The sequence below is a fragment of the Nonomuraea sp. NPDC003727 genome, from assembly GCF_053586935.1.
In genome coordinates this window covers 193,022-212,179 of sequence record NZ_JBSFNE010000002.1, presented here as the reverse complement: position 1 = coordinate 212,179, position 19,158 = coordinate 193,022, and the positions used below count along the sequence as shown (strand labels likewise).

The following is a 19,158-nucleotide window of genomic DNA, read 5'->3' as shown; positions in this document are numbered from 1 at the left end:
AACCAGGTCAGCCCCACCACGACGATGAGCACCGTGGTGACGAACACCGCGCGCATCAGCTCTCCACCTCGCAGTCGTACGGCAGGTCGTCGCCCCGCGGCGTGCAGCCCGCGGCCCTGACCCGCCAGCCACCGCCGAAGCGGTGCAGGAAGATCGTGTCGCGGGTCGTGCGCACCTGCGCCTCGTCACCCCACACGACGGCCGACACCACCGGGCCCTCCCGAAGGCCGAGCTCCACCAGCGCCTGGGCGCACGTCTGGCCCTTGTCGGGCAGCTTCTGGGCGGCCCTCGCGGCCAGCAGCGCGCAGGCCGCCTCTCCCTGCCGGGCGGTCACGGCGGCGACGAACCGCTCCGCCGTACGGGCGGGCGCGCCGGTGTCGGCGGCGCATCCTGCGACGGCGAGCGGCACCAGCAGCGCGAGCAGAACGACGGCGGACCTCATAGCCGACAGCTACCCGAAATGACGGATGAGTAGCTTGGGGCCATGGAGAGAACCGATGTCCCGCGAAGCTGGGACGAGCGAGCGACCGTGCAGACCTTCCTGACCTACGCGCGTGCCACGGCCGTGGCCAAGTGCGAAGGGCTGAGCGACGAGGCCGCGCGGAAGGCGCCGCTGCCCGACTCGCCGCTCATGACGATCGCCGGGCTGATCAGCCACCTGCGCTGGGTCGAGCACTGGTGGTTCGAAGTGGTGTTCCTCGGCGAGGACGTGCGCGCGCCGTGGTCGGAGGAGGCGCCCGACATGGACTTCACGCCCGACCCCTCGCGGACGCTGGCCGATGTGGTGGACGAGTACACGCGCGCGTGCGCGGAGATCGACCGCAAGCTCGCCGACCACGACCTGGACGAGCTGTCGGCGCGCAAGGGCCGCGCCGGCCACGAGTTCACGCTGCGATGGGTGTTCGGGCACCTGATCGAGGAGACCTCGCGGCACAACGGCCATCTCGACGTGGTGCGGGAACTGGTCGACGGGGTGAAGGGCGTCTAGCCGCCCGGTCCCTGATCACCCGGTACCGCCCGCCTGCCTCGGCGGAGCCGCTCGGTTCCTGGTCGCCTGGTACCGCCCGCCTGCCTCGGCGAAGCGGCCCGGCGAACGGCTCGCCGACCTGCCGGCCGACGCGTGGCAGCGTGCGGTGGGGGTGAGCGAGCCGGACGACCCCCAGGCCGTCGCCAAGGCGACACAGGACCATCTCGACGCCGCCGCGTACGTCGCGCAGGCTAGCCCGCGCGAATCGCTCGGCTTCGACCACGTCCGCTGGGCCGCCTCGCCCCACGGCCGCGCCGACCTCTACGACGCGCGGCGTGCCGTACGAGGTGTCCGATGCGGTGACCGGCTTCCCCGGTGCGCCCGGCATCGTCGAAGGCGTGGCGAGAGTCATCCCGGGGCCGGAAGAGGACGAACGGCTCAAACAGGGCGAGATCCTTGCCGCCACCCTGACCAACGACGCCGCTGTTCCTCCGCGCCGCCGTCGTCACCGGCATGGGCGCCCCGCTGTCCCACGCCACGATCGTCGCGCGCGAACCCGGCATCCCCGCCCTCGTCGGCACCGGCACCGCCACCATGCGCGTCAAGGACGGCGACCGCGTCCGGGTCGACGGAGAGCGGGGAACGGTAGAGGTTCTGCCAAGTTGACCGGTCGCCCCGTACAGGACGGCCAGGATGCCAGGCATGACTGAGGAGGAACGGGAGCTGGAAGCCAGGTGCGAGGCCTACCGTAAGGCTTGCCAGGACCTTGGCAGGGTCGGGACTTTCGAACCGCGGCGGCCCGCGGACGAGAAGACACCCGCCTGATCCTGCGGCATCGGCCGGGAGACGCCCACCCGAAACACCTGGCTCATCCGGCGAGACGGGGCGGCGGGACGAAGAAACGCCCGCCCGATCCGGCGGGATCGGGCGGGCGTTTCCCCACGTGTGCGAACCGGTGTGCAGGTCGCCTCTCGGCGAAAGGCGCAACACGGCTCCAGCCGAACGGTATTCCGTGAAGGCAATAGGTGAGGCCCGGGGACACTGGGCACACCGGCCACGAGGGATGTAACCCCGAGAGCCGCGCATCCATTCCCGGCTCCCTTCCTGGCTCCCGGAACGGGGGTGCTCCGCCCTCCGCGGGGGCGGGGCACCAGAAGGAAGGGACGCAAGGGAACGCCATTGGCGCCCCCGCCGGTGGGATGCGATCTATGCTGGCAAGCGCGAGATTTTGTGGGAGACTGCACTCTCGCAGGGGGCGGTAGCTCAGCCGGTCAGAGCATCGGACTCATAATCCGTGGGTCGTGGGTTCAAGTCCCACCCGCCCTACTCATTCCCATCGCGTTGACCTGGGGTTTCTCGGTTCTTCTCCGACTCGCCGTGAGTCGAAGGCGGCGAGTGGTTGCTCGCTGGCTGCTCTTGTGTACGGACCGTGTTGATGTGTAGATCGCTTAGGCCCGTAATGTCAACTCGGGTTGTCAATACGACCATCAGAAGGCCAAGCGCCTCCGTGCTGCTGGCGCTTCTGGCGGACGGGGGTAGCGCAACGTGAGCGCGCTCATCGTCAGCCATGCGAGACCAATCGGTGCTGAGCGAGTGCTCGCTGATCGGCGGCGAGCCGATGGTGACCGGCATTCCAGCGCATTGCGCCACACCTTTAACCGGATGCTTGGCTGTCTGTTCCACTGCTTGCAGGCCGGCCACGCCTACGACGGCCTTGTGGCCTTCCTGCCGCGGCGGGGGGCGGGAGTGACCTTCACTCGGATCGCCCGTCAGCATGCTGTCGTAGCTGTGAGGGAGGATCACGGCAGCTATCGAACGCTGCGGCGGCGACCACCCGCCGATGACCCCACTGTCGAAAGGAGAGGCATGTTTCTCGAATCGCCCACCGCAAACTGGGATGCCGTGCCAGTTGAGGAGGCCCTGGAGCAGTACGACATGGCCGGAGCGAGCAACCGCACCAGCTGGGATGTCGACGACTATTTCGGTGAGGAACCCGAGCATTTCTACGTCCACCGCGGTGACCTGACGATCGACGGTGCGCTGGCGCTGGGCAACACGCCTGGCGAGGACGAGGACACGGTCTACGTCATCGATGGCGATCTAACCGTCAGCGGTCCCATCACCTTTTGCAACGCGGACGTCTACACTTCGCTCTACGTCACCGGCTCGGTCGTGGCACAGGATCTGGTGTGCCTCTGGGACAGTTGCCTGTTCGTCGGCCGGTCTTTGACCGTCCGGAACCTTCTCGCGACTTCGCTGTACGACCCGGCCGCCCTCGTCGTCAAAGGGCCGGTGTCTGCACATACCTGGCTTGAGATGGGCGGCCGGGGCTGTATCTACTTCGCCGGCAAACCAACGACCGACACCTGTGTTCGCGGGCACCTGGACGAGTACGCCGAGGGAGCCAATGCCGCTGTCTACCTCGGCGGGGAAGGCAAGGCCGTCAGCGTGGCGGAGGCGGTCCTCCCTGAGTTCCTCGAAGAGGACAGAATCTGCGACAGCCTGAAGATCCTGAAGGCGGTGCTTGAGGGCAGGCCCGTCCTGCGGTAGGCACCCGCCCAGGCGCGCTGTTGTGCCGGTTCGGGGTTCCCGCGAGCGCGTGGACCCCGACCGTCGAAGCCGACGGCACCGTCGGCGAGGACGCGTGGGACGGGGCTGGTCGTGCGGAAGGAACGCCCGCACCCCGGCGCCCAATTGTGGGCCACCGACGTGGACGTAAACCGCGTTCGCTGCGAACACCCCTGGGCTCACCAGCGGAAACGCAGGAACTACATTCGGTAAGACAACGGCTTCTAGGTATCGACCGTGTGGGTCGACGGCGGCTACAACGCCGCTGTGATCCGGCATGGTACTCGGCGCGGAATCGCCGTGGAGGTAGTGAAGCGTCTTTCCGAAAGCGGCTTCCACGTGCTGCCGCGCCGCTGGGTTGTCGAACGCACGTTGGGGTGGCTGATGCAGCATCGGCGGCTCGTAAGCGGCGCGTGGCTGGCGGCATCGAGGAGCCCGATCACGATCTCGACAGCGGTGGCCGGCCGCGTGTCCCCTCCCAGCCGCTACACGCTCTCGCCGCGGGCTCACCAGGCCCAGTCGCCGAGGATCGCGTCGGACCCTTCCCAGCAGTGCGGCGGGTGTCGGCGATCGTGCGCGTGGCGGGCGCCGAGGCCCGCCAACGGGCGGCACCGCTGGGTGAGCCTGCCGGAGACACTCAGACGTTGTCCCAGATCCGGCCGTCGCCCAGCTCGACGGGGACGCCGACGAGGGAGCCGTACTCCGTCCACGACCCGTCGTAGTTGCGCACCTCGGGCAGGTCGAGCAGCTCGTGCAGGACGAACCAGGTGTGCGCGGAGCGCTCGCCGATCCGGCAGTAGACGATCACTGGGCCCTCCGGCTCGCCATAGAGCGCGCGCAGCTCTTCCTGGGACCTGAACGTGCCGTCGGAAGCGCAAGCCCTGGACCAGGGAACGTTCGTGGCGGTGGGCACGTGTCCAGGCCGCTGCGCACCTTCCTGAGGCAGGTGGGCAGGGGCGAGCAGGCGGCCCGCGTACTCGTCGGGCGAGCGCACATCGATCAGCTTGACGCTGCCGACGCCCTTGATCACGTCTTCCCGCAACGCCCTGATGTCGGTGCGGGGCTCGTGGGCGAGGTAGACCGTGGGACGGCGGGCAGGCTCATCGAGAGTGAGCGCCCTGCCATCGAGCTCCCACTTCTTACGTCCGCCGTCGAGCAGCCGGATGTCCGCGTGGCCGTAGATCGTGAAGTACCAGTAGGCGTAGGCCGCGAACCAGTTGCTGTTGCCCCCGTAGAGCACCACCGTGTGATCGCTGGAGATGCCTTTTCTGGCCATCAGCCTTTCGAACCCGGCCTTGTCGACGAAATCCCTCCGGACGGGATCCTGCAGGTCCGTGGTCCAGGCCAGGCGAACCGCTCCCGGCAGATGACCTCTGTCGTAGGCGGAGGTGTCCTCGTCCACTTCGACGAAGACCACCCGGGGGTCGCTCAGATGCGCCTGCGCCCAGTCAGCGTCCACCAGCGCTGTGTCCCTGCTCATGGGAAAGCCCTCTCTATCCGGACATGTGCTGGGTCCAGCGTGAAGCCGGCGGATTGACGCCGGATGACAGGGCCGATGACGGATCTCGGAGACCGTCAATCAATCATCAAGTTCGTGACCGCAGGATCCAGAGGTCGACCACGTTCGGCGGGGAGACCTCTGCGGAAGTGGAATCAGCTCACGACAGGCGCCGGCACGCTGCTCCTCGCCACGTCTGAAAGACGTCCGTGCCGGCAGGGGACACCGTCCACACGCGGTGCTGCCCTGCCGATCTTCGTCGCACCAGCCGCCGACCGGCCAGAGCGGTCGCCATGATTGACCACGCTCACGCTTGGTCAGCCGGAAGGGGCGCGCACCTCGTGGTCGGCGGCGCTTGACGCATTCGAGGGCGTCGGCGTGCCGAAGGCTGACGAGGTGCGCGCCCGGCTGACCGTCGGGTGAGCGCCCGGGGGCTGGCACCCATCCGACGGTCAGGTCAGGACAGCTTCCACAGCTGTTGGTTGCCCGGCTTGTTGCAGTCGATCGCCCAGATGGGCCTGCCGCCGTTGTCGTCGACGGTCAGGCAGCCGCCTTGTGGGTAGCCGTGGGTCATGTTGTAGACGTTCTTGATGCTGTACCAGCCGTCCCCTTCGGGGTCGATGAAGCGCCACAGCTGGGTGGGGCCGTGGTGGGCGCGTCTGTCCTCGACCCGCCAGTTGTTCGGGATGACTTCCAGGACGTTGCCGGTGGCGGGCACCTCGATCTCCCAGGTGCCGTCGCCCTTGTCCCACACGGTGCGTCGGCCGAGGGAGAAGCCGCCCTGTGCGGTGATGGTCAGCTGCTTGCCGTGCTCGAGACGGTTACCCGGAACGGGCTTGGAGCCGCCGCCGCCCTGGCATCCGTCCTCCAGGTCCTCATCCCCGCAGTCCGGCTTGTTCTCGACGCCGTAGGGGGCGAATGTCACACTGGTCTGCCAGTCGTTGCAGCCGCCGGCGCCGCAGGACCCGAGATAGTCGTCCTCCTTGACCTGGACGCCGTCGTCGGCGCGGTTGGCCGTCTCCGGCTCGATCCACTGGATCCGGTCGCGCTGGCCCTTACGCCCCTTGAGCGTGGCTTCGCCCTTCTCGAAGATGGCGATGCTGTAGGAGAAGGTCTGCTGGGTGCCGTCTGCGCCGAGGTCGACCGTTTCCTGCTCGAGGATCGGCCTGCCGTCGGGGCAGTCGTCGCACCGCAGCTTGCTCAGGTCGACTCGGCTGTCGTCGGCGATGAGCACGTGGTACCCGAACGGGAGCTGGTCGTCGACCCCTGGACTGTCGTTGTTCCAGACGTCGTCAAGGACCGCCCGCATGTACTCTCGGCGATCATTCGCCTTCTGGGCCTCGTTCTTGAAGTGCCGCACGATGGCCTTGACGAGCTCTTTGGCCAGCCGGCGGCCGATCTTGGCCACGACAACCGGCAGGATGCGTTGCTGAACTCCGGCGTTTACCTGGGCCGTGGCGGCCTGTGCCGTACCCGCGGCCCCGAATACCAGGCTCGCGCCCACGATGATGCCGACGAGCGCGCCGGCGATGCTTCGTTTCACTTGTGTCCACTCCTCGAGAACGGGATCTTTCTCGCTGGAGAGTCCACAAGATTCGCTTTGACAGCTGATTACTCGGTGATAGGTGAGCAGGTCCGCGAAGTCGACACGGCGTCCATCCGCAGTCCAAGGACGAGGCGGTGTTCACCACCCTGGCGGAGATCCTCCGCGCGCGCCGCGTCCCAACCGCGACCGCATCGCCTGCCTTCCCCGGTGAACGGCCTAGAACTGACGGGCAACGCGACCGAGCCGCCCGTCCATGCTCGGTCCAAAAGAACGCCGCCGCCTGTCGCAGTTCGCTTCGCCATTTCGTGTCAGGCCCGGCGGCCTCAGCTGCCGTTCGCTGTCCAGCGGTGATGCCCTCGGCGTGCGCAAGCAGGCATGCCGCAGTCGGCGGCGAGAAGGCGGTCCTCCGGTTGCGTCCCACGACCCGAAGCCTCGCGATCGTGTGCTTCCGGCACGGGTTTGCCGCCTTCCTCATGCGGAAAGCCATGTGACCGCGATCGAGGAGTGAAAGAGCATGGCCGCCGGCCGGGGGTCCACCCCTCGGTCAGCGGCCACGAGATGCGGGAGATCGTCAACGCGATCCTCTACCAGGGCCGACCGGCCGCCAGCGGGATTTCCTGCCCCACGACCTGCTGCGCCGGCAGGTACGGGAGAGGCGGGGACGACCAGCCGACCCGAGTCTGGTGGTGCCGGACACGCGGAGCGTGCACACGGCGGCCGGGGTACCTTCAGACACGACGGGCAGGGCGCGGCCGCACCGCCAAGATCTCCACCTGCCTCGAACGGGTCACTCATTGACCGCCGGTTCGAGCTTGCTCCAGGTCCGCTCGCCCGCATCCTGAACCAGCAGGGGCATGTACGGCCGCTTCTCATTCACCTTGTCCCAGCGGACGGCGGCCTTGGCGCCGGTGTTCATCTCCACGTCGTCCGTGGTGAACCGGATCTCGTCCTTCTTGTCCTGGTAGATGACCTCGATGCCATAGGCTGCGCTGTCGCCCTTGACCTTGCTGGTGTCCAGGATGAAGCGGCCGAAGCGCTTGCCGTCCAGGGGAAGTTCGGCGCTCATCGTGCTACCGGCGACGTCGGCGGAGTTGGAGACGTTGAAGGTGAGGTACTCGTCGTCGGAGATGCTGGCGCCGAAGTGGACGACGGGGGAGACCGTGTCGCTGGCGGTGTAGCCGAACTTGCTCATGTCGGCACTGACGTCGAAGACGTCCTTGGCTCCCTTGCGGAGCTGGATCTGCTCCGCGGCGACGTCGAAGGCGTCGTAGATGATGCCCACCTGGACGTCCTTCACGTCCTTGGTCAGATGGCCGCCGTCCACGGTGATGGTGATGTGGTTGTCGCCGGGAATGGTGTACTCGGGTTCGGGGTCGTCACCGGGTTTGCCGCCCTTGGGCTTGCTGACTGCGGCACCGGGGATCTCGTTCACCAGTTTGCCGTCGACGTAGCCGGTTCTACGGCCGGCGTCGTCGGTCAGGAGCAGGTGCGGGTGGTTGGCGGCGTCGCCGTCCAGGTAGACGAGCTTGGTGTCGGCGGCCGGTTCGCCCTTGGCGGAGCCCTTGCCGCTCTGCTCGCTGTCGTCGTTCCTGCCGCAGAAAGAGCAGGGCTGGATCTCGGTGACGGCCTCGACAGGGGTCAGTTCCAGGGTGCCGGTTTCGGCGTCGCCCTCATAGAGGTCGACGGGTTCGCCGGGTTTGGTGGTGGTTTTGTACTCCCAGGTGTCGCGCGTCAGATCAACCCTGACCTTCTGCGTGACGCCCGGGTAGTTGTTGTCGTACACCAGGATGTTGACCTGCCCGTCGCCGGCCTTCTCGATCGCGTAGGGCGTGATCTCGTGGCCGCCGGAGCCGTCACGTTTGTAGAAGCCGAGCGACATGCCCTCCTTCTCCTCGGCGGACCAGGCCTGGATGAGGCGGTCGACGATCTGGCTGGGCGTGCCCTTGATCATTTGCTGCTTCACGACGGCGCCGTACTGGGTGGCGAAGTTCTGGGCGATGACGCTCTGGAGGGGCTGGTTGTCCTCCTTCGCCAGTTCCGGGGTGGTGTCGGCGCCGTAGTCCGAGACGTTGAGCGTCTGTTGCCACATCTGGAGGCTGGTCAGCGACATGCCGTAGCAATGGCCGCCGTCCATGGACTTGTTGGTGTGCTCCATCCACGCCTCGGCCTGCGGGATGAGCTCGCAGGACTCGGTTTCCGCGTCGATACAGACGGCGTCGCCGAACAGGTTGTGGACCTCCTGGGAGGTCAGGTTGGTCTCGTCCCCGCCGCCGTAGTTCTCGAACCCGAAACCGTTGGTCTCGGGTCGGAAGCCGCTGTCGGCGATGAGTTTCCCGGTGGGGGCGTCGTCGATGGCCGTTCCATAGGTCAGGTTTCCTTTGCCGCCGCTGTCCTCGGTGTCCGAGCACGCGGTCGCGGTCGCGGTGAGCATCACGGCGACCGTCAGGGCCGCAAGGGTTCTCGAGGGCATGAGCTGACGGTGGCGGGCTCGGATTGACGATCCATAACCAGTCGGTTGACAGCGGATCTGCTGGAAGGGATCACGGGGCCGGTCATTCAGCAGGCGCCGGGGTGTGCGGAGCGAGTAGGCGATCGACCAGCGTTATCTGGTCGACCAGCGCGAGGTCCTCGCCGGTGGCCGCGTCTGGTCGCTGTGATCGAGGCGCGGCCAGGGGGTAGCCCACGGGAGGTCGCAATTCTGGGGGCCGAGATGGCCACGCGGGCAACCGGGCCGGCCGACGATGTGGTGGACGACGCGCTTCGAGCATTTGGTGATCCATGATTGGCGAGATCTCCCGCCCAGCCCCCCAGCGCATTTCCTGAGCTCTCCGCGTCCACGGCCAACGCGGGCGGGGCGGGCTCCGTATTCCCTTGCGCAGCTTTCATCCGCAGAAGGGAAAATCTCCGTGCGACGAAGAGCTCTCCTGGCCGGGCTCGTGGCCATGACCTCCACCCTGGCGGGGACGTCCGCCCCCGCCTGGTCCGCCGGACGCGCTCCTGCTGACACGGTCCTGGAATGGTTTGACGTGTCCGCGTCCGTCATCCCGCCTTCGACCCGGCAGACGCCTCAGGTGACCAACGGCCGGGCGTGGGCGATCGCCTGGATCGCCGCGAGCCGCGCGCTGCGAGGCGACAGCCGGTCCCGCGACTTCCAGAACGCGGCGCTCGCGCAGGCCGTGCACGACTCGCTGGCGGCGCTCGTCCCCGGCCAGACCGGCACGCTCGACAGTGCGCTGGCCCGCACGCTGGACCGCGTCCCCGCCGGGGCCGCCAGGGACCGCGGCGTGCTGGCGGGGCGCGAGCAGGCCCGCCGCACCCTGGCGGAACGGGCCGGCGACGGCCTCGACGCCGCGTCGGTCAACACCCCCTACACGCCTCCACCTGCGGCGCCCGGCGTGTGGCGGCCGACGCCTTCCGGCGAGGAGAGCGCCGTACAGGCAGGGCAGGCTCGTGGCAGGACGTTCCTGCTCGGCCAGGCCGACCGGTTCCGTCCAGGCTCCGCCCCCGCCCTCGACTCGGCGCGGTACCTGAGGGACCTCGCCGAGGTGCGCGCCTACGGCGTCAAGGACAGCGCGGTACGGACGCCGGAGCAGACGGCGACCGCGACGCTGTGGTCGCAGGCCTCCCTGTCCGGCTACACCCAGGCGTTGCGCGCGGCCGTGGCGCACGCCGGCGGATCTCCCGCTCGGCGCGCCGAACTGGTCGCCGTCTTCCACGCGGTGACCGTGGACGCGCAGATCGCGGTGTTCGACGCCAAGTACACCTACACGCGCTGGCGGCCGATCACCGCGATCAGAGAGGGCGGCGACCCGGCCTGGGAGCCGCTGATCACGACGCCCGCGCACCCCGAGTACCCCGGTGGCCACTCCACCTACGCGGGCGCTGCCGAACAGGTCCTCACGCGGCTGGCCGGCCCCAGGACGGCGCCGTTCCAGATGACGGGCCCAGCGGGTACGAGCCGCACCTACACCGAGTGGCGGCAGCTCACCAGGGACAACGTGAACGGCCGAGTCTGGTCGGGCATCCACTTCCGCTTCTCCGACGAGAGCGGCGCGCGGCTCGGCGACCGCGTGGCCCTGTGGGACCTGCCCAGGGCCCAGGCGCTGTTCCGCTGAACCGAGGACCGTTTTCGGGCCGCCCAGTCAACCCGGCCGGCTGGGCGGCCTGGAGTACGGGCGTGATCCAGTACGACGCCGACCGAACGGGATCATCAGGACCAAGCGCCTGCCCGGCAAGCCTCTCCACTTCGTCCCGAGGCCTCTCCAAGAGCGGTAAGAGTGCAAGCCTCGACGTGGCGAATGGGGTATCCACCCCAGCGTTTCGCGACTCGACGTTCCAGGTGGTCCCGTTGACGAGCACCAGCCACGGACCACCCCGCTTTACGGCCAGGACCCTGCGCGCGGAACCAGTCTCCATGTCCGCCAGATTGGCACGTCGCCACAGCAGGATCCGGAACATACACGGAATGATCAACGAAGCCGAGCCCGCGGCCGGCAGGCCCGCAGTGACGAAGGCCGGATAGGGGGAGTCGAGGGCGTACGCGGTCGCTCGCTGCCCTCGATCCGTGCACCGCGCTTCAGGTGCGTTCAGGTTCGCTTCAGCAAGCCCACGGGAAGGTGAACCGGCTTCGCGGCCCAGTACCGCGAGACCACCCCGATGGACGAACTCCGATGAGCGGGCCTGACTGCACGGTTGCGCCGCGGTGCTTCGTGCTGCCCGCTCATCCCCTTGTCACCTGCGAGAGGCCCCCATGATTCACTCCCACAGATCGCTCGCAACCGTGGTGGCCGGCGCGGCCCTGCTGGCCGCTATGACCGGCTGCGCTTCGACCGGTCAGGCGCAGCCGTCGGCGGCTCCTTCCGTGGATCCCCAGAACAAGCAGCGCCAGAACCAGGCCCAGCTCGCCGCCTGCATGAAGGGCAAGGGCTTCACCTACCACCCGATCGTTTCCGCGCCGGACCTCCCCGAAGCGCAGAAGAAGGAGATGTCCGGCGACTACGAGGCCATGAAGAAGCACCGGAGCAAGTACGGCTTCGGCTGGGCCGCCTCGATCGTCTATCCGAACGACCCGGGCGGGCGCATGGTCTCCCGGACCGTTGAGGGCCCGGGCGACGACCCGAACGCGAAGGTCGTCGCCGGGCTGTCGAAGGCGCAGCGGGACGCCTACTTCGCCGGGATGGACGCGTGCATGCTGGAGATGCTCAACAAGGAAACCGGCCGCAAGATGACCTCCATGCAGGAGGCGGCGAAGGCCCAGTCCGAGATGATGAAGCAGGCGATCAACCGCGAGCTGAACGGCGACGCCCGCCTGGTGGAGCTGGCCGGCCGGTTCGCTGACTGTCTCAAGGGCAAGGGCTTCACGGTCACCTCCCAGCAACCCGTCGAGATCGCCAACAGCACCGAGGGGTCGTTCGGGCAGGAGCTGAGCAAGCTCGGCGAGAAACCCACGCCCGAGCAGGCCCGCCCTCTCCTGACGCGCGAGATCAAGGCCGCGCTGGACGACCTGGAGTGCGGCAAGGACTTCTACGCCGCCTACCGGCCCAAGCTGAACGCCGTCTACGAGCAGGCCGGCCCGTTCGCGGGCATGGGCATGCCCATGGCCGTCGAGGGATAGCCCCTGAGGGCCCGCCGCTTCCACCCCTCCCTCCCTTTGCATCGAAGCGAGTTCAGTATGCGCAAGTTCAGGGCGTCCGCAGGCGAGCCGGCCGCGGAGCCCGGCGGTCCAGGCGGTCCCGGCGGCCCAGGCACAGGCAGGTCGGGTGCCTCGAAGGCCGGTCTCTCGAGGAACAAGGTGCTGGCCGGTGTCGTGGCCGCAGTGGTGGCGCTCGCCGGCGTCGGCTGGGCGGTGGGTGCGGATCTGCGTTCCCCCGCCGACCAGTTGGCCGCGCGCCGCCCGCCGAAGCCGTCCCTGGTCACCGCACTGGTCGAACGGCGGAAGCTCACCAGCACCGTCACCGTGAACGGCACGCTCACCTACGGCTCCCCGCTGCCGGTCACGCTGGCCGGCACGGTCGGCGTGACCGGCGCCACGGGTGGAGGCGGCGGTACGGGTGGAGGCGGCGGCACGCCCCAGCGCGTCACCAAGGCGCCCCAAACCGGCCCGATCGGTGAGGGTGACGTGCTGATGCAGGTCAACGGGCGGCCGGTGTTCGTCTTTCGCGGGCGGCTGCCGATGTACCGGCCGCTGGTGCCGGGCACCGAAGGAGACGACGTCCGCCAACTGCAGCGCGCGCTGCGCCGCAAGGGCGTGCGGGTGCCTGTCTCGGGCGTCTTCGACCAGGCCACCGTCACCGCGGTGAAACGCTGGTACGCCAAGCGCGGCTACCAGGCCCAGGAGCCTGACATGGAGGCGCACAAGAACCTGCAGACCTACCGCGAGACCGTGCGCAACAGGCAGGCGGAGCTGGCCGAGGCCCGCAAGGCGCTGGATGAGGGTCTCGATGTCCAGCCGCTCAAGCTGCGCCTCGACAACGCCCGCCGCGACCTGCGCTCGGCCGAGCGGGCGCTGCGGGAGGCGATGCGGCAGGACATGACGCCCGATCAGGCCGCCAAGCTGACGAGCCTGCGGCAGGCTGTGCGCACCGCCGAGGAAGCGGTGCTCGCGGCCGAGAAGGAACTGACCGAGGCCATGGAGCAGAACAACAACACCCCGCCGCCGGCGCCGCCGCCCGCGCCGACGCCGTCCGGCACACCCTCCGGCACCCCGCCACCACCTGCGCCACCGCTGCCCACTCCCACACCGTTCCGTTCGACGGACACCCGCCTGCTGGAGATGAAGCTCGCCAACGCCCGGCAGGCCCTGGACGAGGCCCGAACGGCCGTGGACGACTACTTCGAGCAAGTCCGCGACGAGCAGGACAAGCGGCTGGAGGAGCTGCGCAAGGGGGTGCGCACCGCCAAGGAAGCCGAGGCCACCGCCAAGCAGAGCCTGCGCAGGGCCCGGGAGGTCTCGCCGCTGCGGATGAAGGTCAGCAACAGCGCCGCCGGCCTGGCCGACGCCCGCGACATGCTGGCCGGGTTCCTCAAGACCTACGGCGTCAGTCTCCCGGCGGGCGAGGTCGTCTTCCTCCCGACGCTGCCGGCCCGCATCGACAAGGCCGAGGTCAAGCCCGGCGACACCATCGAGTCCAAGGTCGCCACCGTGACGAGCTCCGCCTTCGCGATCACCGGGTCGGTGGACGCCAAGGAGGCCAAGCTGCTGCGCCGGAACCAGAAGGCCACCATGGAAACCCTCGACGGCACCCTGCTGCAGGCCAGGCTGACCGCCACGGGGGAGGCCGCCCGCGTCACCTCGCAGGACAAGAAGGACGAGAAGCAGGACACGCCCGACACCGGCTCGGTGCCGGTCCTGCTCACTCCCGACACCGCCAAGGGGCTCAAGGCGCTGGTCGGCTCGTCGCTGACGGTGCGGATCTCCGTCGGCTCGACCGAAGGGGAGGTGCTCAGCGTGCCGGTCGCCGCCGTCGTCACCTCCGCCGACGGCCGTCCCCGGGTGCGGGTGGCGCTCGACGGCGACAGGACCCGCGAGGTCGAGGTGCGCACCGGGCTGACCGCCGACGGAAACGTGGAGATCACGCCCGTGCAGGCCGGGACGGTCAAGGAAGGCGACCGGGTCGTGGTGAGCGATGCCTGAGCCCGTCATCGAGCTGACCGGCGTCTGCCGGGAGTTCCCCGCCGACCCGCCGGTGCGCGCGCTGGACGACGTCACACTGCGCGTCGACCACGGCGACTACGTGGCCATCATCGGCCCGTCCGGGTCCGGCAAGTCCACTCTGCTGAACATTCTCGGGTTGCTGGACCGGCCGAGCTCGGGCTCGTACCGGCTGGACGGCATCGAGACCACCGCCCTGCGCGACGGCGCGCGAACCCGGCTGCGCGGCGCGCGCATCGGGTTCGTCTTCCAGTCCTTCCACCTGCTCCCCCACCGGACGGTGGCCGAAAACGTGATGCTCGCCGAGGTCTACGGGCAGCACCCGCGCCGCGGTCGCCTGGCCCGTGCCGAGCAAGCCCTCGAGCAGGTGGGCATGGGACACCGCATCGGTTTCCGGCCGGACCGCCTGTCGGGCGGCGAACGCCAGCGGGTGGCCATCGCCCGCGCCCTGATGGCCCGTCCGTCCCTGCTGCTGTGCGACGAGCCCACCGGCAACCTCGACAGCCGCAACACCGAGGCCGTGCTCGACCTGTTCGACGGGCTGCGCTCCCAGGGCCTGACCATCCTGGTGATCACACACGAGGACGAGGTCAGCGCCCACGCCAAGCGCCGGGTGCGCATCGGCGACGGCATCCTGACCGAGCAGGGGTGAGCATGAACATCCGCGATCTGTGGGCCGAGTCCCTGGCGGGGATGCTGGCCCGTCCCGTCCGATCCGCCCTGACCACCCTGGGCACCGTCCTGGGGATCACCACGCTGGTGGTCACCATGGGCATCGCCGCGACCGCCGGCAACCAGATCGTCGGCCGCTTCGACGAACTGCTGGCCACCAGTGTCACCGTCGAGGTGCCGCAGAACAGCCGCCAGGCCCTGGTGTCGTGGGAGGCCGCCGCGGAACTGCGGCGGCTGCGCGGCGTGGTATCGGCCACCGCGCTGGCGCAGAGCGACAAGAGCTCCAACCTCGTGGTGACCGCCAACAACCTGCTCGACCCGACCCAGGTGGCAGGGCAGACGCTCGCCGTCGTCGCGGCCACCCCGGACCTGCCGGCCACCACCCGCGGCAGACTGCTGACCGGCCGCTTCTACGACGCGGGCCACCTCACCCGCGGCGACCGCGTCGTCGTGCTGGGCGAGCAGGCCGCCGCCATGCTCGGCATCACCCGGCTGGACCACGCGCCGGCGGTGTTCATCAACGACCGCGCCTACACCGTCATCGGCATCATCGGCGGCCTGCAGCGCGAGCAGATCCTCGCCAGCGCGGTCCTGGTGCCGCCCACCCTCGGCCCCGACTTCGGCCTGAAGAACGTCACCCGTGTCCTGGTGGGCACCCAGCTGGGCGCCGCCGAGCTGATCGCCCGCCAGGCCCCCCTCGCCCTCAGCCCCAACCACACTGCGGAACTCCAGGTGATCGCCCCGCCCAGCCCCAAGCGCGCCCGCGACGGCGCCCAGGACGACGTCAACGGCCTGTTCCTCATCCTCGGCCTGGTCTCCCTGATCGTGGGCGCGGTCGGGATCGCCAACGTCACCCTGGTCACCATCATGGAACGCGTCGCCGAGATCGGCCTGCGCCGGGCTCTGGGTGCCGCCCGTCGCCACATAGCCGCTCAGTTCCTGCTGGAGTCCAGCCTGATCGGCCTGACCGGTGGAGTCATCGGCGCCAGCCTGGGCACCGTCGCCGTCGTCGTGGTGGCGGCCGTCCGCCAGTGGACCCCGGTGCTGGACATCCGTCTGGCCCTGGCCGCCCCCGCGGTCGGCGCGCTGGTCGGGCTTCTGGCGGGACTGTATCCGGCCTTGCGCGCCGCCCGGATGGAGCCCGTCGACGCCCTGCGCTGACCGGCAGCTGGCCGCATGGGGGTGAGCGGCCTGCGATCGCTCCATTGCTTGGCATGCTGCGAGGGAGAGATCAGGACGAGCGGGCCATCGGGGACCTGGTGGACGGCGCGCGGGCCGGACGCAGCGGGGCCCTGGTCGTCCGCGGCGACCCGGGCATCGGCAAGACGGCGCTCCTCGACAGCGCGGCACGCGCGGCCGAGGGGTGTGGGATCCTGCGCTGCACCGGCGTGGAACCCGAGACCGAACTGCCGTTCGCGGCCCTGCACCAGGTGCTCCTGCCTGGGCTGGCCAGGGTGGACGGGCTCCCCGACGCACAGGCCGACGCGCTCAAGGGCGCGCTCGGGCGGCGAGACCGATGAGGAAGCGATCACGCCTTGCCTCAACCACTGGCGCGATCGGCCAGGGCTCCCATCCACTTTCCGAAGACAGCTGGGTTCTGCGCCACATCCCAGCGCGGCAGCATGGACCTGCCCGTCGTATCGATGTCCGCCACCACCAAGCCCGGCTCCGCTCCGTCCGCCTCACCGAGGATGCGGCCATCCGGGCCGATGATCCGCGTCGCCGCGCCTCCCTGCCGTCCTTCTGCCCTGCCACATACATCAGCCGCGATCACCCAGCAGTCGTTCTCCACCGCTCGAGCGATGAGCGCTGATCGCGTCCGGACCTTCCAATCGCGGGTGACCTCCATGGGAAGATCGTTGTTCAGCGGGCACACGAGGAGGCGGGCCCCGGCCAGTGCCAGCAGCCGGGACGGCTCGACGAAGTTGGCGTCGTTGCAGATCACGACACCGAAGGCGCATGCGCCGTGATGAAAGATCGGTAGTTCCTCACCCGGGTTGAAAGCCGGCTCTCGAGGAAACAGCTTGCGCATGACGCCGAGCAGCCGTCCCGCACGCAACACCGCCGCCGAGCTGTACAGCGCCCCGTCGCCGGCTCGTTCGGTGAAGCCGGCCACCACAGTCAGTTCCGAAGGGCAGTCGCGAAGCGCCTCGACCAAGTCCGGGTAAGGCGCCGCCATCGCAACCGCATCCGCGTCGGGCCTGGCGGCGCGCATGCCGCCGAAGTAGCACTCGGGCAGCACCAGCAGCTCGACCTCCTGCCGCTCACACAGCTTGATCGCTGCAGGAAGGCCACCCGCCCGCCACCCGTCCAGTTTCGACTGCAAGGCTGCAACTCGCACAGGCCACCCCGGTTCGTCGTTCGTCGTCTGCACTCAGAGTGGGGCCGAAACAGACTGGTGACCAAGATGTCAAAGATCGTCCGGAACTGAGCCGAAGAGGGCCCGCCGCAGGTCATGAGCCGTTCAGCAGGCCCCACTGCTCGCTGTTGTAGGTCGGGAACGCCAGGCTGTTGTCGCGGATGTTGCCGAGCTTCGCGTTGTAGGCGAGGAAGGACCTGTTCTGGTAGAGCGGCAGGATCGAATAGTCCGATGAGACGATCTTGTCGGCTTCCTGCAGCTTCTTGGTCGCCTCTTCGGCGTCGGTCGCCGACAGGGCGTCGTCGAGGAGTTCGTCGACCTTGGGGTTGCCGTAGTTGCCGAGGTTGAAGCGGCAGAAGCTCGCGCCCTCCTCGCAGCTCAGGAAGTACGGGATGTTGCTGGTCGCGGTGAACGGCGACTGCGACACCGTGCCCACCGTGAGCGCCCAGTTGCCTTCCTGGACGGCGTCCATCGTGTTGGACACCGTGGCCACCTGCACGTCGACGCCCAGCGGGGCGACCGCGGCCTTGACCAGCTGTGCCTCGCTGGCACGCAGCTGGTCGCCCGCCTGGACGGCGAAACGCAGCGTACCCACGGCCTTGCCGTCCGGTGCGACGAGCTTCGTGCCGACTCCGGTGTATCCGGCGTCGGTCAGCGTCTTCTTGGCCTTCTCGGCGTCGCCGATGCCGTACTCGAAGGCGCTCACCACGTCGGCGTAGCCGGGCGCCCCGCTGAGGAACATCTGGCTCAGCCGAGGCTCCGCGGTGTTGTCGAACTGGCCGATCGTCTTGGCGATCAGGTCCTTCACGCTCACCGCCTGGAAGATCGCCTTGCGCAGGGCGACGTCCTTCAGGGCCGGGGCGTTGTGGTTCAGCCAGATCTGGTGAACCGACGCGCTTGGCGTCACCTGGTAGCGGACCGCGGGCAGGTCGTCGACCTGCTGCACGATGTCCACCTGCGGGTTGGGATAGATCACGTCGACCTCGCCGTTCGCCAGCGAGGTCGGCTGCTGGGAGACGTCGGTGATGAGACGGAAGACGAGCTTGTCCAGGTGCGGCGCCTTGCCGTACCACTTCTCGTTGCGGACCATCACCACCGAGCCGTCGGCGGTGAACTCCTCGATCCTGAACGGGCCCGCGGAGAACTTCGGGACCGACTTGGCGAAGCCTTCGTTGAAGCTCTTCTCCAGGCCGGCGGGGGTGTCGGTGGGGCCGTAGGTCTTCGCGACGTGGGCCGGCAGGATCGGCGAGAACAGGGCCTGCCAGTCGACGTACGGCCGGTCGAAGACGACGGTGACGGTCCGGCCCTGGTTCGAGCCCTTGACCGAGGTGATCCGGTCGTAGCCGGCGGTGTTGCCGGCCTGGCACTTCGGGCACTGGCGGGGGTTGAGCGCCCGCCAGGTGTAGGCGAAGTCGTCGGCCGTGATCGGCGTGCCGTCGGACCAGACGGCCTTGGGGTCGATCGTGTACGTGATGGTCTGCGGTTTGTCGGCGGTCTTCTCCGCGCTCGTCACGAGCGCCTCGTTGCGGGCCACCGTTCCGTCCGGCTGGATGACGAACGCGTTCGGCAGCAGCACGCTGGAGATGTCGATCACCGAGTAGGTGGCGCCGCCGGTGTTCAGGACGTTCCAGTTCGAGATCGGATAGGTGATCGTGTAGGTCACTGTGCCGCCGGTGCCGACGGCGGTGGTGGTGTTGACCGTGTTCAGCTCGCCGGTGACGCGGCCGTCGCCGGACGTCGCCGTCTTCGCGCCGCCGCCCGCACAGGCGGTGAGCAGCAGCGCCAGGGCGCCGGCCGTCAGAGCCATCGAGTTCGTTCTGCGGATAGCCATGGTCGGCTCCCAGGGGTGAGAAGGTTCAGTGGCGCTCGCCGCGCAGCTGAGCGACGGCTTCGGCCG

At 68.9% G+C, this 19,158-nt stretch carries 15 protein-coding genes, 1 tRNA gene and 1 pseudogene; 11 read left to right on the top strand and 6 right to left on the bottom strand.

The window, feature by feature from the left end; all coding sequences use genetic code 11:
- Positions 1 to 55: 55 nt before the first annotated feature.
- Positions 56 to 442 carry a hypothetical protein gene (locus ACWDLG_RS06240; protein ID WP_449916557.1) on the bottom strand — a complete coding sequence of 129 codons (387 nt, stop codon included), beginning with the start codon at positions 440 to 442 and terminating at the stop codon, positions 56 to 58.
- Positions 443 to 484: 42 nt separating this feature from the next.
- On the opposite strand from ACWDLG_RS06240, the gene ACWDLG_RS06235 reads away from it, so the two are divergent.
- The 5 genes and pseudogenes from ACWDLG_RS06235 to ACWDLG_RS06215 all read left to right on the top strand — a co-directional run.
- Positions 485 to 988, top strand: coding sequence for a DinB family protein (locus ACWDLG_RS06235; protein WP_449916554.1), 504 nt, complete (start codon positions 485 to 487; stop codon positions 986 to 988).
- A 492-nt stretch (positions 989 to 1,480) separates the two neighbouring features.
- Positions 1,481 to 1,633, top strand: a complete 153-nt coding sequence (locus ACWDLG_RS06230) for a PEP-utilizing enzyme (protein WP_449916553.1) — start codon at positions 1,481 to 1,483, stop codon at positions 1,631 to 1,633.
- A gap of 586 nt (positions 1,634 to 2,219) precedes the next feature.
- Positions 2,220 to 2,293 (top strand) — tRNA-Ile (locus ACWDLG_RS06225).
- Positions 2,294 to 2,512: 219 nt separating this feature from the next.
- Positions 2,513 to 3,517 carry a hypothetical protein gene (locus tag ACWDLG_RS06220; RefSeq protein WP_449916550.1) on the top strand — a complete coding sequence of 335 codons (1,005 nt, stop codon included), beginning with the start codon at positions 2,513 to 2,515 and terminating at the stop codon, positions 3,515 to 3,517.
- Between the two features lie 38 nt (positions 3,518 to 3,555).
- A pseudogene (locus ACWDLG_RS06215) lies at positions 3,556 to 3,700 on the top strand (IS1380 family transposase); the annotation flags it as partial.
- Between the two features lie 472 nt (positions 3,701 to 4,172).
- Here ACWDLG_RS06215 and ACWDLG_RS06210 read toward each other — a convergent pair.
- From ACWDLG_RS06210 to ACWDLG_RS06200, 3 genes are all read right to left on the bottom strand, one after another.
- Positions 4,173 to 5,015 (bottom strand): sulfurtransferase, encoded by an 843-nt coding sequence (locus ACWDLG_RS06210; protein WP_449916548.1) that lies wholly within the window; start codon positions 5,013 to 5,015, stop codon positions 4,173 to 4,175.
- Positions 5,016 to 5,490: 475 nt separating this feature from the next.
- The gene (locus ACWDLG_RS06205; protein WP_449916547.1) at positions 5,491 to 6,576 is read right to left on the bottom strand and encodes an RICIN domain-containing protein; all 1,086 of its coding nucleotides are present in this window, start codon (positions 6,574 to 6,576) and stop codon (positions 5,491 to 5,493) included.
- Positions 6,577 to 7,366: 790 nt separating this feature from the next.
- Positions 7,367 to 9,049, bottom strand: coding sequence for a hypothetical protein (locus ACWDLG_RS06200; RefSeq protein WP_449916545.1), 1,683 nt, complete (start codon positions 9,047 to 9,049; stop codon positions 7,367 to 7,369).
- A 436-nt stretch (positions 9,050 to 9,485) separates the two neighbouring features.
- Here ACWDLG_RS06200 and ACWDLG_RS06195 point away from each other — a divergent pair, with 436 nt between their 5' ends.
- The 6 genes from ACWDLG_RS06195 to ACWDLG_RS06170 all read left to right on the top strand — a co-directional run bounded on the left by ACWDLG_RS06195 (position 9,486) and on the right by ACWDLG_RS06170 (position 16,422).
- Positions 9,486 to 10,694 carry a vanadium-dependent haloperoxidase gene (locus ACWDLG_RS06195; protein WP_449916544.1) on the top strand — a complete coding sequence of 403 codons (1,209 nt, stop codon included), beginning with the start codon at positions 9,486 to 9,488 and terminating at the stop codon, positions 10,692 to 10,694.
- 635 nt (positions 10,695 to 11,329) lie between these two features.
- A complete protein-coding gene (locus ACWDLG_RS06190; RefSeq protein WP_449916541.1) occupies positions 11,330 to 12,193 on the top strand; it encodes a hypothetical protein in 864 nt (287 codons plus the stop codon).
- Positions 12,194 to 12,385: 192 nt separating this feature from the next.
- The gene (locus ACWDLG_RS06185; RefSeq protein ID WP_449916540.1) at positions 12,386 to 14,212 is read left to right on the top strand and encodes a peptidoglycan-binding protein; all 1,827 of its coding nucleotides are present in this window, start codon (positions 12,386 to 12,388) and stop codon (positions 14,210 to 14,212) included.
- Positions 14,205 to 14,882, top strand: a complete 678-nt coding sequence (locus ACWDLG_RS06180) for an ABC transporter ATP-binding protein (protein ID WP_354913179.1) — start codon at positions 14,205 to 14,207, stop codon at positions 14,880 to 14,882. Before ACWDLG_RS06185 ends, ACWDLG_RS06180 begins: the two co-directional genes overlap by 8 nt.
- 2 nt (positions 14,883 to 14,884) lie before the next feature.
- The gene (locus ACWDLG_RS06175) at positions 14,885 to 16,063 is read left to right on the top strand and encodes an ABC transporter permease (protein ID WP_449916538.1); all 1,179 of its coding nucleotides are present in this window, start codon (positions 14,885 to 14,887) and stop codon (positions 16,061 to 16,063) included.
- 53 nt (positions 16,064 to 16,116) lie between these two features.
- Entirely contained in the window at positions 16,117 to 16,422 is a 306-nt protein-coding gene (locus ACWDLG_RS06170; protein ID WP_449916535.1) for an ATP-binding protein, read from the top strand.
- A 20-nt stretch (positions 16,423 to 16,442) separates the two neighbouring features.
- Here ACWDLG_RS06170 and ACWDLG_RS06165 read toward each other — a convergent pair whose 3' ends face one another.
- Positions 16,443 to 17,228 (bottom strand): carbon-nitrogen hydrolase family protein, encoded by a 786-nt coding sequence (locus ACWDLG_RS06165; protein ID WP_449916533.1) that lies wholly within the window; start codon positions 17,226 to 17,228, stop codon positions 16,443 to 16,445.
- Positions 17,229 to 17,355: 127 nt separating this feature from the next.
- Positions 17,356 to 19,092, bottom strand: a complete 1,737-nt coding sequence (locus ACWDLG_RS06160) for an ABC transporter family substrate-binding protein (protein ID WP_449916530.1) — start codon at positions 19,090 to 19,092, stop codon at positions 17,356 to 17,358.
- Positions 19,093 to 19,158 lie beyond the last annotated feature (66 nt).